At 37.7% G+C, this 15,077-nt stretch carries 13 protein-coding genes; 8 read left to right on the forward strand and 5 right to left on the reverse strand.

Annotated features, from left to right (window positions below):
- Nucleotides 1-16: 16 nt before the first annotated feature.
- The 3 genes from AHMF7616_RS00705 (at nucleotide 17) to AHMF7616_RS00715 (ending at nucleotide 7,865) form a co-directional block, all read left to right on the forward strand.
- Complete coding sequence (locus AHMF7616_RS00705; protein ID WP_115371144.1) at nucleotides 17-262, forward strand: hypothetical protein; 246 nt, start codon at nucleotides 17-19, stop codon at nucleotides 260-262.
- Between the two features lie 380 nt (nucleotides 263-642).
- Nucleotides 643-4,362 carry a sensor histidine kinase gene (locus tag AHMF7616_RS00710; protein ID WP_115371145.1) on the forward strand — a complete coding sequence of 1,240 codons (3,720 nt, stop codon included), beginning with the start codon at nucleotides 643-645 and terminating at the stop codon, nucleotides 4,360-4,362.
- A complete protein-coding gene (locus AHMF7616_RS00715; RefSeq protein WP_115371146.1) occupies nucleotides 4,359-7,865 on the forward strand; it encodes a hypothetical protein in 3,507 nt (1,168 codons plus the stop codon). The genes AHMF7616_RS00710 and AHMF7616_RS00715 overlap by 4 nt, the downstream gene beginning before the upstream one ends.
- Nucleotides 7,866-7,934: 69 nt before the next feature.
- Here the strand turns inward: AHMF7616_RS00715 and AHMF7616_RS00720 are convergent, their stop codons facing one another.
- The 3 genes from AHMF7616_RS00720 to AHMF7616_RS00730 form a co-directional block, all read right to left on the reverse strand.
- Entirely contained in the window at nucleotides 7,935-8,573 is a 639-nt protein-coding gene (locus tag AHMF7616_RS00720) for an SGNH/GDSL hydrolase family protein (RefSeq protein ID WP_233507225.1), read from the reverse strand.
- Nucleotides 8,574-8,737: 164 nt separating this feature from the next.
- Nucleotides 8,738-9,061, reverse strand: coding sequence for a cupin domain-containing protein (locus AHMF7616_RS00725; protein WP_147275582.1), 324 nt, complete (start codon nucleotides 9,059-9,061; stop codon nucleotides 8,738-8,740).
- A gap of 118 nt (nucleotides 9,062-9,179) precedes the next feature.
- The gene (locus AHMF7616_RS00730; RefSeq protein ID WP_115371149.1) at nucleotides 9,180-9,446 is read right to left on the reverse strand and encodes a hypothetical protein; all 267 of its coding nucleotides are present in this window, start codon (nucleotides 9,444-9,446) and stop codon (nucleotides 9,180-9,182) included.
- Between the two features lie 478 nt (nucleotides 9,447-9,924).
- Between AHMF7616_RS00730 and AHMF7616_RS00735 the strand changes: the two genes are divergently transcribed.
- Nucleotides 9,925-10,524: a porin family protein gene (locus tag AHMF7616_RS00735; RefSeq protein ID WP_115371150.1), complete on the forward strand. Its 600-nt coding sequence runs from the start codon at nucleotides 9,925-9,927 to the stop codon at nucleotides 10,522-10,524.
- Nucleotides 10,525-11,291: 767 nt separating this feature from the next.
- On the forward strand, nucleotides 11,292-11,696 hold the full coding sequence (locus tag AHMF7616_RS00740) for a hypothetical protein (RefSeq protein WP_115371151.1): 405 nt from the start codon (nucleotides 11,292-11,294) through the stop codon (nucleotides 11,694-11,696).
- A 127-nt stretch (nucleotides 11,697-11,823) separates the two neighbouring features.
- Here the strand turns inward: AHMF7616_RS00740 and AHMF7616_RS00745 are convergent, their stop codons facing one another.
- A complete protein-coding gene (locus tag AHMF7616_RS00745) occupies nucleotides 11,824-12,078 on the reverse strand; it encodes a hypothetical protein (protein ID WP_115371152.1) in 255 nt (84 codons plus the stop codon).
- Between the two features lie 358 nt (nucleotides 12,079-12,436).
- Here AHMF7616_RS00745 and AHMF7616_RS00750 point away from each other — a divergent pair, with 358 nt between their 5' ends.
- From AHMF7616_RS00750 to AHMF7616_RS00760, 3 genes are all read left to right on the forward strand, one after another.
- The gene (locus AHMF7616_RS00750) at nucleotides 12,437-12,871 is read left to right on the forward strand and encodes an META domain-containing protein (protein ID WP_115371153.1); all 435 of its coding nucleotides are present in this window, start codon (nucleotides 12,437-12,439) and stop codon (nucleotides 12,869-12,871) included.
- A gap of 185 nt (nucleotides 12,872-13,056) precedes the next feature.
- On the forward strand, nucleotides 13,057-13,440 hold the full coding sequence (locus AHMF7616_RS00755) for a hypothetical protein (protein ID WP_115371154.1): 384 nt from the start codon (nucleotides 13,057-13,059) through the stop codon (nucleotides 13,438-13,440).
- Nucleotides 13,441-13,905: 465 nt separating this feature from the next.
- Nucleotides 13,906-14,424 (forward strand): NUDIX domain-containing protein, encoded by a 519-nt coding sequence (locus tag AHMF7616_RS00760; protein WP_115371155.1) that lies wholly within the window; start codon nucleotides 13,906-13,908, stop codon nucleotides 14,422-14,424.
- Between the two features lie 90 nt (nucleotides 14,425-14,514).
- On the opposite strand, the gene AHMF7616_RS00765 is transcribed toward AHMF7616_RS00760, so the two are convergent.
- Complete coding sequence (locus AHMF7616_RS00765) at nucleotides 14,515-15,006, reverse strand: DUF4293 domain-containing protein (protein WP_115371156.1); 492 nt, start codon at nucleotides 15,004-15,006, stop codon at nucleotides 14,515-14,517.
- Nucleotides 15,007-15,077: the final 71 nt, after the last annotated feature.

The raw sequence follows: 15,077 nt of genomic DNA on the forward strand, positions 1-15,077 counted from the left end.
CTAATTGTTTAATCACATGAAAAAATTTTCAAAAATAATTGTCTTTCTATTTACAGTAACCTTGTTAGTTGCTTTAGCTGATATTCCTGCCTCTGCACAATGTGCTTTGTGTCGTTCTTCGGTAGAATCTAATCGGGCCGATGACAAATTAAGTAAGTTTGGTAATGGCTTAAATAAAGGTATCTTGTTTTTAATGTCAGTGCCTTACATATTAGTGGGTACAGTGGGATTCTTATGGTATCGAAACAATCGTAAAAAATAATGAAAGATACTTCTGGCATTAAAGCTACTGCATGCACAGAATACTCCATTACCTAAGAGGTATCCTACCTGTGGGCTTCGTTAAGAAGTAGAAGTTTTCTTTATTTATTAATATATTTAAGTTTAGGCTTTCAGCGGACTTTATAGTACTTATTGGTATTATGTTGTAATATCATGCCCATTGCCTGCTTGGGTTTATTATAAGCATGGATTAATGGTGTTTGCTAATATATATTTCGTTATGCACAGCTTCTGACGCTATACTTATCTGATAGTATCAGTTACACTCCTTATTATAGCCTTTCACAATCTTAATAACTCTTAATATTTGAGGTATTTGCACATTTTTTGAATAAATTCGTGTAACCATACTTTTTTAAATTGAAGTCTCGTCCGTTTCCTTATATTCATTTAATTGCGGCCATCATCTGTTTTGCAGCAGCAGCTGTCTTAAATCTATATACCTATTTTTCTCAATCGTCGGCTGATAAAAACATTTCGTTTGTGGCTGATAATATAAGCAAAGTTATCAATGGCGCAGATCAGGATATGGTGTTGGCCAGAACGTATATACGGGAGGATACAGTTCTATTTTCTAGATTACTAGGTAAAACCCAGTATCCTTGTTTTATTCTAAAACAAGATCGCCTAATTTTCTGGTCTAATCATACTACCGCCACTGAGTTCGATAATACTGCTATTAAAGAAGGTTTTAGTGTTGTTGAATCAAAATACGGTAAACATTTGGTCAGTAAAAAAAGCTATTTAAACTTTACAATTCTTATTTATATTCCGCTGGAAGTTAGCTTTGGAATAAACAACAGTTATCTACAATCGGGTTTAAACGATGCTATTTTTGGGAGTATGCAAGCTCGAATACTTACGGAGCCTAATTCTCCATTTCCAAAGCTTAGAACCGCCGATGGTACTTATTTATTTTCGCTGCAGCAGTTTGGAGAAACCGATGTACGGAAAAGTAGCCAGGCTGCTATTGCTATTATTACCTTAGGTATAGGTTTTCTGGTGTATTGCTTAGTCTTTATTAGCCAATCTTATTTAAGAAAGGAGAAATATCTGCAAGGCTTAGGAATATTAATATTACCGTTATTTGGGCTACGTGTCATGTTGTTATCTTTTCACTTTCCTTTTTCGGTTTTAGAATTAGATGTTTTCAATCCTAAGCTTTACGCCGCATCCTTTTGGTCACCTTCTATTGGTGATTTATTATTAAATGCAATTTTGTTAGCCGTACTTACTTTTAATCTGGCTTATATTTTCCGGAAATTGCATGTTACCAGTTTGCTCAAAAATTTAAAAGCGAGAGGCCGCATTCTGGTAAAACTAAGCTGTGCCCTTATTTTTTACATCATGTTGCACAGTTTGTATGGGTTTTATTTAGATTCCTTTACCGATTCAGTCTTAGTTTTAGATGTATCGCAGAGTTTAGATTTTTCTTTTTATAAGTTTTTGTTGTACACCGCTTTTATTCTGCATACAGCTATATTTTTTATTTTTGTTCATTTTCTCACGCAGGTTTTTCATGCGGTTCAGCCAGATAATACAGCACCTTTTTGGTATTATTTATTAACTGGTTCGGGTGGACTTTGTGTAATTTTGGGCGCTTTAAACAATAAAGCCGGCGTTATCTTATTTGGGCTAAGCCTATTGTTTTTTGTAGCTATTATTTTTGTTCGGTTTCGCCGCAACATCACTGCAAATCCATATCAAACGTACCTGTTTATTTTTTGGATTATTGGTATGAGCTCGGCGGCCGGCAGCTTAGCCATGTATGTGCATTATCAAAATTTACTTTTAGTAAATAAAAGAAAGTTTGCATCCGGTATATTACTGGATAATGATATTCAAGGCGAATATTTGCTAAATGATATTTCGCAGAAAGTACAAGCAGACCTTTCTATCCGGAATAAGTTTGCCTTAGATCCTTTTGTAAATGTAAATTTTATCAAGCAAAAGATTGAACGTTATTATTTACGCGATTACTTTGATAAATACGAAGTTAATGTTTTAATATTTGACGCCAATGATCAAGCCTTAAACGCCAACGATGTAGGCATAAAAGGGGAAGATGACGCTATGAACTTACCTCTTTATCTTAAATATGTGCGCCGCGATGCAGTACCTACCGAAAGAGATGGTTTATTTTTAATTAAAGAAGAAGAAGAGCAAAATTCTCGAAGGTACATTCAGTTTATCCAGCTTCACGCTGCGGATAAAATAGTAGCTACCATTGTTTTGGAGTTAAATTTAAAAAAATTAACTCCTTACAGCGTTATTCCGGAATTATTAGTTGATCAGAAATTTTTTCAGCCTTTGTATAACCGGGATTTTAGTTATGCTTTTTATCAAGATAAAAAACTTACTTACAACGAAGGCGATTATAATTATACCCGCTATTTTTCACCAGCTATTCTCGATAATCCGGAACTAAAATTAAATGGGTTACAGGTAAATGGTTACCATCATTTAGGCTTTCCAACCAAAGATGGTAAATTGTTAGTAGTAACTACGGCGCACTATTCTTTCCGAGATGTAGGATCTAATTTTTCTGCATTGTTTTTAGTACATACCTTATACCTGCTGCTTTACATGTTGCTCTTTTTCTTAATGCGAGCACGTTATATTCAGGCATTTAGCACTAATTTTAGTACTAAGATTCAGTTATACCTAAACTTTGGTATTTTAATCCCTTTGATTTTAATAAGCATTGCTACTGCCAGTTTAGTTACCGGTTCTTATCGCCAGGATTTAGAAGAGACTTACAATAAACGCGGCAAGTTAATTCAGGAAAACTTTCTAAGTACAATTACCAGAAAAGACGACCGCGATGGACAAGACGGATTAGCCGCTCAAGTAAGGCAATTGGCAGATCTATCGGAAACAGATATAAACTTATACGATAGTCAAGGGAAATTACTTTTTTCGAGTCAGCCTCTAATTTTTGAAGCAGGCTTATTGTCGCGGTTCATTAATCCAGAAGCTTTTGTGAACATTGAAGAAGGACAAGCTCGTAAAGTGTTATTACAGGAACACGCTGGTAACATTCAGTTTAACGCCTTGTATATCCCGCTTTATACCGATGGCTACAATAACCGGGTAAAAGCCTTTATTGGTTTACCTTTTTTTGATTCGGAGAAAGAGCTAGATTCCAAGTTAATTGAACTTTTTACGACTATAATGAACATTTTCACGGCCATGTTCATTGTGTTTATGGTATTGACCTACATTGCTTCCCGGGCCTTGACGGTTCCTCTAAAACTAGTTACTCAAAAGCTGAAACAAACCACGCTTACCGGCCAAAATGAAAAGCTCGAATATTATTCAGCTGATGAAATTGGCTTGCTGGTAAGTGAATACAATAACATGTTGCTAAAGCTGGAAGAAAGTAAAAAAGAACTGGCTACCCGTGAGAAAGAAGCCGCTTGGCGCGAAATGGCCCGGCAAGTTGCTCATGAGATAAAAAATCCGCTTACTCCCATGAAGTTATCTTTGCAGTACCTGCAAAAAGCAATTGCCGAAAAACGCGAAAATACGGAAGCATTAATAAGTAAAATTTCGGGTACTTTAATTACCCAGATAAATACTCTGAGCGATATTGCTACTTCTTTTTCCAGCTTTACCGCTATGCCAGAGTTAAAGCAGCATGAGATTGATATTGCTGATATATTACAACAATGCGCCGAATTACACCAAGACGCTCATAACCGTATCCAAATTCATATTCCGGAAGGCCATTATCACGTGATAGCGGATGAAAGTTTGATGGTTAGAACTTTCAATAACCTACTCATTAATGCTTTACAAGCTATTCCGGCGGGCCGTAAACCTTGTGTTTTAGTTTCGTTGCAAAAAACAACGCCCGACAAGGTGCTTATTTCGGTGCGGGATAATGGCAGCGGTATTCCGGCAGAAATATGTCATAAAGTATTTATTCCTAACTTTAGTACTAAGTTTTCTGGTTCTGGAATTGGTTTGGCTGTCGCTAAACGTGGCATAGAAAGTGCCGGTGGTCGCATTTGGTTTGATACCATTGAGGATCAAGGAACCACCTTTTTTATTGAACTACCAGCAATGGCAACATGAACAAATGGTGGTTGATGGGAATTTTGTGGGGACTTATTTCGTGGTCGGCCCAGGCCCAGTATTCCAACCAACGGTGTAAATGGGTAATGCTAGCCGATGCACCGATTCAATTAGATTCGCTTACTATTTTGCCGGGTTCTATTGTGCTTCGGGGAGCGGCAGCCGATACGTTGAAGTTTATTTATAATCCTAGTTTAAACCAATTTCAGCTGCTGCGTGCACCAGTCCCGGCTATTTTGTTGGATAGTTTAAAAAATGTAAAAACCACCTCTAATTTACCCCGTGATTCAGTTTTGGTTTGTTACCGGGTTTTGCCATTTAATTTGTCAATGGCACGTTACCGACGAAAAATAACGGCTAACGATTCGGTTTACTTACCCGGTACTAAATTATATACCGAAGAAATTGGGGTTAAAAAAGAAGAATTGTTCCGTACACCAGGACTAAACAAAAGTGGAACGATTACCCGCGGCATTTCTTTTGGTAATACACAAAATGTATTCGTTAACTCTGCCTTAAACCTCCAACTGGAAGGTAAATTATCGGAAGACATTGGCATTACCGCTTCTATCTCGGACCAGAACGTTCCTTTCCAGCCGCAAGGTAATACGCAGCAATTGCAAGAGTTTGACCGCATTTTTATAACATTGCAGCATAAACTTTGGAATGTTACCGCCGGCGATATTGTATTGCGCAATAAGCCCGATTATTTTCTACGTTATTACAAAAATGTGCAAGGAGCCGCTTTTGAAGTAAACTATACTCCCAAACCGAACCAAAAAGCCAGTACCTCCGCCGTGGCTTCGGTAGCTAAAGGTAAATTTTCTTCTATTCAGGTTAAGCCAATTGAAAACGTGCAGGGGCCTTACCGGCTAACCGGACCCGCATCGGAAAAGTACGTTATTGTGCTGGCTAATTCCGAAAAGGTTTACTTGGATGGTAAATTACTGACCCGCGGTTTTGATTACGATTATGTCATTGATTATAATCAAGCTGAAATTACCTTTACCACCCGCAATGTAATTATTCAGAGTTCCCGCATCCGTATTGACTTCGAATATTCTGATCGCAATTACAATCGTACGATTTACCAGGCTAGTCACTATCAGCAAATTAATAAGTTAAATATCCATGCCAACCTGTATAACGAATCGGATAACCCGAATAACTTATTAAACTTAGATTTAAGGCCGAGCGATAAACAATTACTAAGTGAAATTGGCGACAGTCTGCAGCAGGCATTTACCCCAGGCGTAGAAACGGTACCTTATGATCCGCAACAGGTATTGTACAAAGATTCTACGGTGATGATTAATAATAACACCCAACCAATTTATGTGTATACCGAAGATTCTACTTTAGCAGCATATTATTCGTTACGTTTTACGGATGTGGGATCTGGTAAAGGCGACTACGTACCGGTAACTACCACCGTAAACGGACGCTCCTTTAAATGGGTAGCACCTATTGATGGCCGCCCACAAGGCCGCTATATGCCAGTTCGTATTTTGCCAACGCCTATACAAAAACAAATGGCTACAATAGGCGCTAATTATCAAGTAAACAAAGAAACGAGCGTTTACCTGGAAGCAGCCGGCTCCAAGTACGATATAAACCGGTTTTCCAGCAAAGATTCCGATAACGACCATGGAAAAGCTATAAAAGTAGGTTATACTGTTCGCGAGAAAGCTTTACCTATTCTGGGAAAGTACAAGTTGCAAAGTAGTTTTAATTACGAATTTACCGATCGCAACTTTGTGCCCATAGACCGGTACCGGGATGTGGAGTTCGACCGGGATTGGAGCAATGGAGTTACTGCTAATACCCAGCAAAGTGATAATATTGTAAACTTTTCGGTAGGGTTAATGAAAGATAATACCCATGCCCTAAACTACCGGATTAGCCGACGATACCGGTCACAGGAGGTAGACGGAGTGCAACATTACCTGGATGTAGCCCAAACGTTTAAAGGATTTTCGTTGAAAGGTAATTTTTTTACATTATATAGTACCCGGCTCAACCAGGTAAAATCAGCTTGGGTGCGGGGATTAGCCGAAATTTCGTATCCCACCAAAAACTTGGTGCCGGGTTATACTTACCGGTTCGATAAAAACCGGGAAGATTCGGTTGTAAATCCGGATTCGCTTACCAATTCGGCTATTTACTTTGATGAGCACCTGTTTTTTGTAAGAAGTAAAGACAGCGCCGCCACGCGTTATGGATTAAGTTACGGCTACCGGGCCGATAGAAGGCCCCGTTCCGGAGAACTCAGCCAACCCGAAAATGCCCAAACCTACAACGGTTATCTGCAAACCAAAGTAGGCGGAACCCAGGATATTCAGGCCCAGCTTACGTATCGGCAGGTAAGTAGCGTCGACAGTTTGAATAAGGCTACCGTTTTATCTACTATTAACTGGAACGGTGATTTGCTGCAGCGCCATTTGCGTTCGGAACTAAGTTATACGGTGGCTACCGGCCGGGAAGTAAAGCGCGAATACGAGTTTATTCAAACGGTACCGGGCCAGGGCACGCATTACCTCATGCCGGGCGGTAATCCCCGCGATTTGAACGATTATTACGAGGCCCAAACCCCAGATGCGCAATACCGCACGCACATTAAAGTTTTTTTACCCACCGACCAGTACATTATTGCTTATACCAACCGCTTAAGTTACCGGTTAAATTCCAGTTTACCCCGCAACTGGCAGCAAGCTGCCTCTAATTTTAAAAAAATGGCTTCCCGCTTAACGGCTATTACTTCTATTACTATTGATAAAAAAACGACGGATTCTGATTTAACGAACCGGTTCAATCCCTTCAGCCAAAATATAGAAGATAGTTTGTTGCTTTCCATGATTAATTCTTTCCGAAATACGTTATATTATAACCGGAGTAATCCCAAATTTGGTTTAGAGTTTACTATTCAGCAAAATCAGCAAAAAGTATTATTAACCAATGGTACCGAAGCGCGTAATTTGTTGGTTCGCTCCTTAGGCGGACGATATAACTTAAATGAATATTTTACCTCCAAGCTCCAGTTAAACCGTACTATCCGGAGTAATACTTCTAACTATTTAAGTACCCGTAATTACCGCATTCGTGCCTACGAAGCTTTACCCGAATTAGCTTTTCAGCCGAACAATAAACTCCGTTTTACCAGCACGTACCAATACGCTATTAAAAAGAATATTTATAATTCCGACAATCCGGAAGGAGCTGTATTTAACGATCTAGGCCTGGAAAGCCGTTTAAGCCAAGTAAATAAGCGTACTTTTTCGGGACAATTGCATTACACGCATGTTTTTTTTAGAGGTAACGTAAATACTCCCATTGGCTACGAAATGCTAAATGCGCTGCGGCCCGGCAATAATTTTACCTGGAATTTAAATTTGCAGCAACGCCTCAGCAATGGTTTAAATTTATCTTTTAACTACGACGGGCGAAAACCAAATAATCTGCGGACTTTTCACTCGGGCCGGATGCAAGTCTCAGTTTTATTTTAAAAATTTAAAAATATTCTGGAAGCTACCGCTTAGTGTTTATTATACACCATTTGCGTTGCTGGTTTAGTACTATTTTTTAAGAATTTCTTGCGCAAGCGGGTAAGCAAGAGCAGCCCATTCCGCGTACATTTTTCCGGAGAAATGAAGATTGTCGGCAGCTACGTAGGAGTCATCCTGAAAAGCTTTCCGGGAGACCGGGGTGATATCAACAAAAGTAATGTGGGCTTGTACGCATTCTTCCTGGGCTATGGCGTTAAAAGCTTCAATTTCCTGAGTTATTTTAGTTTGGTTCTGTCCTTGGGCAAAAGGAGTAACCCCCCAATCCGGAATAGAAAGAACTAAAACATGCCCTGGCTTTCCGGCCGCAAAATTTACAGAAGTTTGTAGTAATTCCCGGAATTCTGATCGGTAAGTTTCTAAACTCTGCCCCCGGTATTGGTTATTTACGCCAATAAGTAAGGTTACCAAGTCGTAAGTAATAGCAGTGTTACTCTGGCGGATGGCGGCCTGTAACTCGGCGGTAGTCCAACCGGTATGAGCAATGGTAGTTGGGTTTGCAATGTCTACGCCGGCTTGCCGCAAATAATTGGCTAAAAAGTAAGTCCAACGGCTTTCGGTAGCTACGCTTTCGCCAATAGTATACGAATCGCCAAGGGCTAAGTACGTATATTGGGCCTTTACCGCCGGAGAAGCTGGTTCTGGAAACATGAAAGTATCTTTGTTGTTACAGGCTAAACAAACCATTAAAAGTAAAAGGCCGCCTATTCGTCGTGGTAAAAACATTTTCTGCATTTTATTTTACTTACGCAGAAAAGAGCGGCTTGTATTTGGTGAGTTCTCCTGATGATTGAAAATTTAAAAATTTGGTGCTGCTAGTCGTAAGACCGCATGGGGTGAAATACGTCCAGAATATAACAATCTGTGTGGGCCCTGGCGCTATGTACCGCATTTGGAGGAATGGCTCCTACCATACCGGGTTCCAGAATTTGTGTTTCGCCGGCTATGGTAATTTCTAACTGACCCGAAAGCACATTGGTAACCTGTTCCTGCGGATGCGCGTGCTCCGGTAGTAGTGTGCCCGCCCGAACGCGCACGTAAACCAACGTTAAATTTTGACTAGGAGTATGCATAATTTTGGCGATGAAACCCGGAAATATTTCTTTATCCGGAATACTATCTAGGGCAATGTAACTCATTGGATTTTTAAAAATAAGGCTACTTTCTTTATTTAAAGTACTTGTATACTCTAAACTAATTTTTTTGGTATGAAGCAGCGTGTGCTTCGTAAACTTGTAATAGTAAATTAAATTTTTATTAACAGGCGCAGGCAAAATAATCTTCAAACCCAGGAGCGGGCTTTCCTTCTACCCGTATAATCCGGTCAAGTCTTATTTCCTCGCCCGTATTCAGTGCCAAGTATTCAACGTTATCACGAGCGTAAACTTCTTTTATTACTGCTTTAGTAGAAAGATATTCCCGAATATCAGAAAAATACTGCAAACTGATGTAAATCCGTCTTTCAGCGTAACCAACTAATTCCTCGCGGAAGAAAGTTGCTACTGGAGCATACGATTCTTTCATTTTTTAAAAATTTATTTAGGAACGAGTAACAGCACCGCCTGCATGATTACCGAAGCAGCCGAAGCCAGCAAGACAGCCTTCGCACTGGTCTACGGTATGCACCAGGTATGTATCTACGGTTCTGGTTTAATTATACCAGCTTGCCAGCAAATAGTTTTTGGGTAGTAAATAAAAAAATACATCGTGTGTAATTCCAGGAAAGCCTGCATCTAATAGCTAAACAAAATAAAAACTGTTATAAACTCTAAGAAATAAGTAGTTGATAAAAGCGGTTGTATTTAAATAACTATAAACAAGAGGTACTCTGGTTTTAAGACAAACTAAGCAAGTTTAAATCGATTTCTCTATGATACATAATAAAGATGATACAGAATTATTTATCCGGAATGTGGCTTGCATTTTGCCATAACAATTCATTATAAAATTTAAAAATTTATTATAAATATTATATTTTAAATATATTTAATTGTTCACTTGTATGAAAAGGATCACTTTTATTTTCGTTTTATTCCTGACCGTTGGATTTACCGCACAAGCTCAGTTTTCTATTGGTATTAAAGGAGGATTAAGTTCTTCTGGCGTTGATGTAAAAAATGCCAAAAATACGCTTAACCAGTTAAAAGATTCCGATAACATTACGGGTTATCACTTAGGTGCTTTTACTCGGGTGAAAATTAATAATTTCTTTTTGCAACCCGAAGCCTATTTTGCTACTTCGGGTGGTAAGCTAAAACAAACCGATATGCAAAATAGCACGGTAAATGAAGTAAAAGCCCGCTTCAATCGCTTAGATGTTCCGTTACTACTTGGGGTGAACTTCCTAAAAGTAGGCCGGTTACAAGCTGGCCCAGTAGCTTCGGTGTTAGTAGGGAGTAAAATTGGGGAGCAGCGCATTAAAGATTATCTGAATAAAACAGACTGGGGATTTCAGGTAGGCGCCGGAGTAGATATCAGTAATTTAACGTTAGATGTGCGGTACGAAAATGTGAAGCGCAACTATACCAACCAGACCAGTTCCTTTGATTTAAGTAACCAACAAGTAATTGTTAGTTTAGGAATTAAATTAATCGGCAAATAAAGTAATTAATTTGTATTATTCGTAAAAAGCGTCGGTTCTGGTGTTTAGCAAGAGCTGGCGCTTTTTTATGCGGGATTATTTAGTAGCTTAAAATTAAAAAAATTAAAAAAGTGGCTAAACTCAGGCTTAAAGTTTAATGTTATATTAATTATAACTGATAAAATTGTTTGTTATTCAAAAAATACAATATAAAATAGCTATTGTGAAGTTATAAATATTGGGATAAGCGTATAATAATGCATCACAAAGGTAATTTATAGTACTTTTTACCAAACGATAGAGTGCAATTTTAGTTATATTTAGCTGACTTAGAGTTGTCAATAAAGTTTAATAACTAAATTTTAAAGTTATTAACTGTTTAATAAGAAAAAGCTATGAGAAATACAGTTATAATATTACCTATTGAGCTAACTTTTAATTACCGTTATAAAGAACGTTTTAATGGTACTGTTGTTCATAACAAACTTATCCGTACTCCCGAACCACGCACATATCCATACATGATTATACCGGATTTCGGAAAATATGAGTATTCTTTAAATTAAGCTTTATGATTAGTATATAGAAGACCAGCAGCAGTATAGTTGTTGGTTTTTTTTATGTAAGATTTTTTAGCACATACTACTAAGCATAAGCAATAGTAATTGATTTTAAACAGCCATTTCAGGTTTATTTTAAGAGCTTGTTCCGGAGCCGGAACTTGTTAAATCTGAATTTTGTAGAATTAGATAGCAGTGAATCTTTAATTTAAAATATTTACGATACATATGGCAGTTAACTTAGAACAAATCGGAACTCGGCTTGGCTTTTATATGAGAATTAAAGGCTTAGATATTTTCGCAATGGGGGAACGAACAAATACCTCGGCGGCTTTAATATCTAATATAGTTTCGGGAAAAAACTATTCTATGGATGATTTACTTTCGGTTCTGAATAAGTTGCCTAACTTAAATTCGCATTGGGTTATTTACGGTGAAGGAAATATTTTTAAAGAAGAAAATATTGCTTTATCAAGTTTAGATGCCGAGTTAATGCATAAAAACCGGATGAAACATTTAACGGAAATGCAAAAATTGCTGGAAGTGTTGGATGAAATTGAACGGACTAAGAAAAATACTACCAGGGTAGATGAGTTAAAAGCTCGTATATCAGAATTAACCAAAAAGCTTTAATGCTTCTACAAAAGTCTAAATAATAAAATTTAAAATAATAATCGATGCTTAGTTAATCTGAGTAAAAAGTAACCAGGTTAATCAAGCATTTTACTTTTACCAGAGTTTTATTCTTAAAGCACGGTTTTTACAAAGCCGAACGTCTATAACCTTTGTTGAGGGAAATTACCCGGGAAATAATAATGCTTATTTTTCGTAATTTTTGAGTAAGCTCCAATAAAGATTGTGCATTATCATTTTTTGGCGAGTTTGGCAAGTCTAAATGGGCTTGCGTATCGGCCTTTATAATCGTACGTATATCAGCTTCTATCTTACGGCGATACGTGTATAAACTATTATATAAATACCCAAATTCTGCTAACGGCAACCTCGACTCCTGCATGAAACTCCTTGTTTACTAACTTACTGCTTGCTTTAATAAGTATTTATACGCTTATTTCTGAATTTCTACGTAAAAACTATCCGGGAGTTTAGATACACGCTGATTTAAGTACATATTTGTTTATAGTTACCGTTTAAGTAAATAATTTTATTTACAACGTAATTTAAAATTGGTAACTACTATCTTTTTTAAATATTTAAGCGGTACAGCAACTTTAATTACTGATCTGCCCTTAAACCTATATTGTAATTTCTTAAATTGTTTGTTGCGTTATAAACAATAAGGTGGATTTAACAATTTGCTAATTCTAGAACAAACAGTACCGTAACACAAACCAAATCTCTTTAAAAACCATAGTATGAAGGTCATACTTGTTCCGATAGCACTATTAACAGTGATATCCGCTCTTGTTAGTTGCTCGGTGAATAACAAACGGACTTATCTTTCTAATATATCATTAGAGAGCGGAAAATGGGTTTTAATTAATTTAAATGGACAAGAAATTATAAAGCAAAATACAGAACGGCCTATTTATTTAGAGTTTAATGTAACCGACCAAAAAGTAGTTGGCTTTGCTGGTTGTAACCGGCTATTTGGAGCTTATGTAATGGAAGGAAGCTCCATCGTTTTTTCGCGGGTGGGTTCTACCAAATTAATGTGCCCCGATGCCGAAATCGAAAATACTTTTGTTACGAGCCTGCAACTAATAAATCGTTATCAAATCGAGGGTGAAAAACTGCTATTATATAATCACACTAATTTGGTAGCAACCATGCGTCTATTAACAGACTAATACATTTTTATTCAATAATTTCCGAGAACTCCCTGCTGGGCAAAATAAACCTTTTTAGCTCCTGTTTCCACAAATAATACAACCAAAAATTAAATTTTAGCAATAAAGCAACTAAATTAGAAGTTCAGGCATCTTATCTGTAATTCCATGATTAAACCAAATGGAAGTGCGCTTGTCTAACGATTATGAAAGATTGGATTTTCTCACCGCGATTCTTCTTGTTTGCTTTACTGCTGCCATTTATTCTGGTGCTGCCGGGTTGTACCGGCGAGGAATTGGAAGTAGCGCCCTATCAAACCTGTGATACGCAAGCTACCGTCCGGAGCCAAAAGGATTGTGGCTTAGTGTTGCAGCTTGAAAACGGGCAATTATTGATGCCGTTACATGTTACTACTTTACCCCTAGCAGGTTATGATAAGCAGCAATATAAAATCAATAATTTCACGGTAAGCGAAAATCAGCAGGTAATTATAGGCTTTGTTAAAAAAGGGGAAGCTTCTAACAATTGCTATAATGGAATCCCTCTCGTAGAAGTAACCTGTATAGTTGGTTATCAGATACAATCATAAAAATTGTTTACACAAGCCTGCAAAAAGTAATAAATAATTTTAGCTACTACCTTTATTGAAAGCCTGTTGCGTTGTTTTTACTGCACAGGTTTTTAAATTCTCGCATCTGCCGGGAAGTAACTTAGTCTGGCACAATACTTGTCTCTAAATAAGTAACTAAGTTTTCTAATTCTCGCTACAAGATAGCGGATGGAGTATTAAAGATAACTTATAATTTGAAAAAGAGATGAACTGCCGGAAATGAAATGGCTGGTAGCATAAAATAAAGATTAAAGTTTAGTAGTTTAACTGAAAAGGCTCTGGTAGTTTACCAGAGCTTTTTTTATGTCTAATTTTTAACTGACCATTCTGGTTTATTATGTAATCAGGTTATATGCTCCCGAATGGCATGAAAAAACGCAATTGAATAGCTAAGTAATACTCCCTTGCGTATAGGCAGGCATTACCAATTAGCAACCAAATCACATGAAAATTATAGATAAGCAAATAGCGTACGATGGTTTTTTTAAATTGTACAAAGTAAAATTAGAAGACGCGGGCAAAATTTTAGAAAGAGAGCTTTTTGATACCGGCCAGGCCGTGGCGGCTTTAGTATTTGATACGGCCCGGCAAAAATATATCTTTGTTAAACAATACCGCCTGGCAAACAACAGTAAGGTTTTAGAAGTGGTAGCTGGTTTGCACGATAAACCCAGTGAAAGTTTAGAAGAAGCTGCCTGCCGCGAAGTAGAAGAAGAAACCGGCTATGCCATAGACCAAATTATTCCGATTGCTGCTTACTACTCTTCACCGGGTGCTTTTGCTGAGAAAATAAACTTATTTTATGCCGAAGTAAGCCAGAAAAAGTCAGAAGGTGGCGGGTTAGCCGAAGAACACGAGAACATAGAAATTGTAGAAGTAGCTCCACTGGATTTAGCTACGTTGCCCATAGAGGATGGTAAAACTTTAATTGCGGTACAATGGGCTTTGCTGCGTAATAAATAATTTTAAAATTTTCAATGATTGCTTCCTGCAAAAACAAACGGCTGCTTGTAAAAAAGCAGCCGTTTGTTTTGCGGTGACTAGCAGCAACAATTACCGCAGCCGGTCTACGGAACGGACTAGTTGCTCATCCCGGCGAATAAAACGGTTGGCTAATGCATTTAAAGCTAAAGCTAACAAAGGCAAATAAAATCCGGCCTCATAATCGCCGCGTCCGGCCGCTTTTACCGTAGCTTCGCCCACGTAAGAAACATAGTAAAAACAACTACCCATTAAACCAGCCAATAATAGAGTGTTTAAAAAGCCTAGTTTCATTTGCGTTAACCGATTTTTATATTGAAAAATCTCGTACAGAGCTACCAGTGCAGCTAATATCGCCAACACGGCAATTACAATGGTGGATGTAGAAATACTAGTGGTTGCAGCCCCCGGAGTGCTTGTGGTACTGGTAGTGGCTAAAGAAAAGGCATTTAATACGTATTCCTGACCATTTGCATCTGTTTTGGACCAAATCGGTAAAAACAAAAAACAAAGCATGGCAATAGTTATAAGTAATAGAAAAACAGATTGAATTCTCTGGATCATACTCTGATTTTTTAAATTTTGGTTACAAAAATAGATACTTCTTTTGCAAAAACCATAGATGCTACTTTTAA

It is taken from the genome of Adhaeribacter pallidiroseus, assembly GCF_003340495.1.
Taxonomy (GTDB): domain Bacteria; phylum Bacteroidota; class Bacteroidia; order Cytophagales; family Hymenobacteraceae; genus Adhaeribacter; species Adhaeribacter pallidiroseus.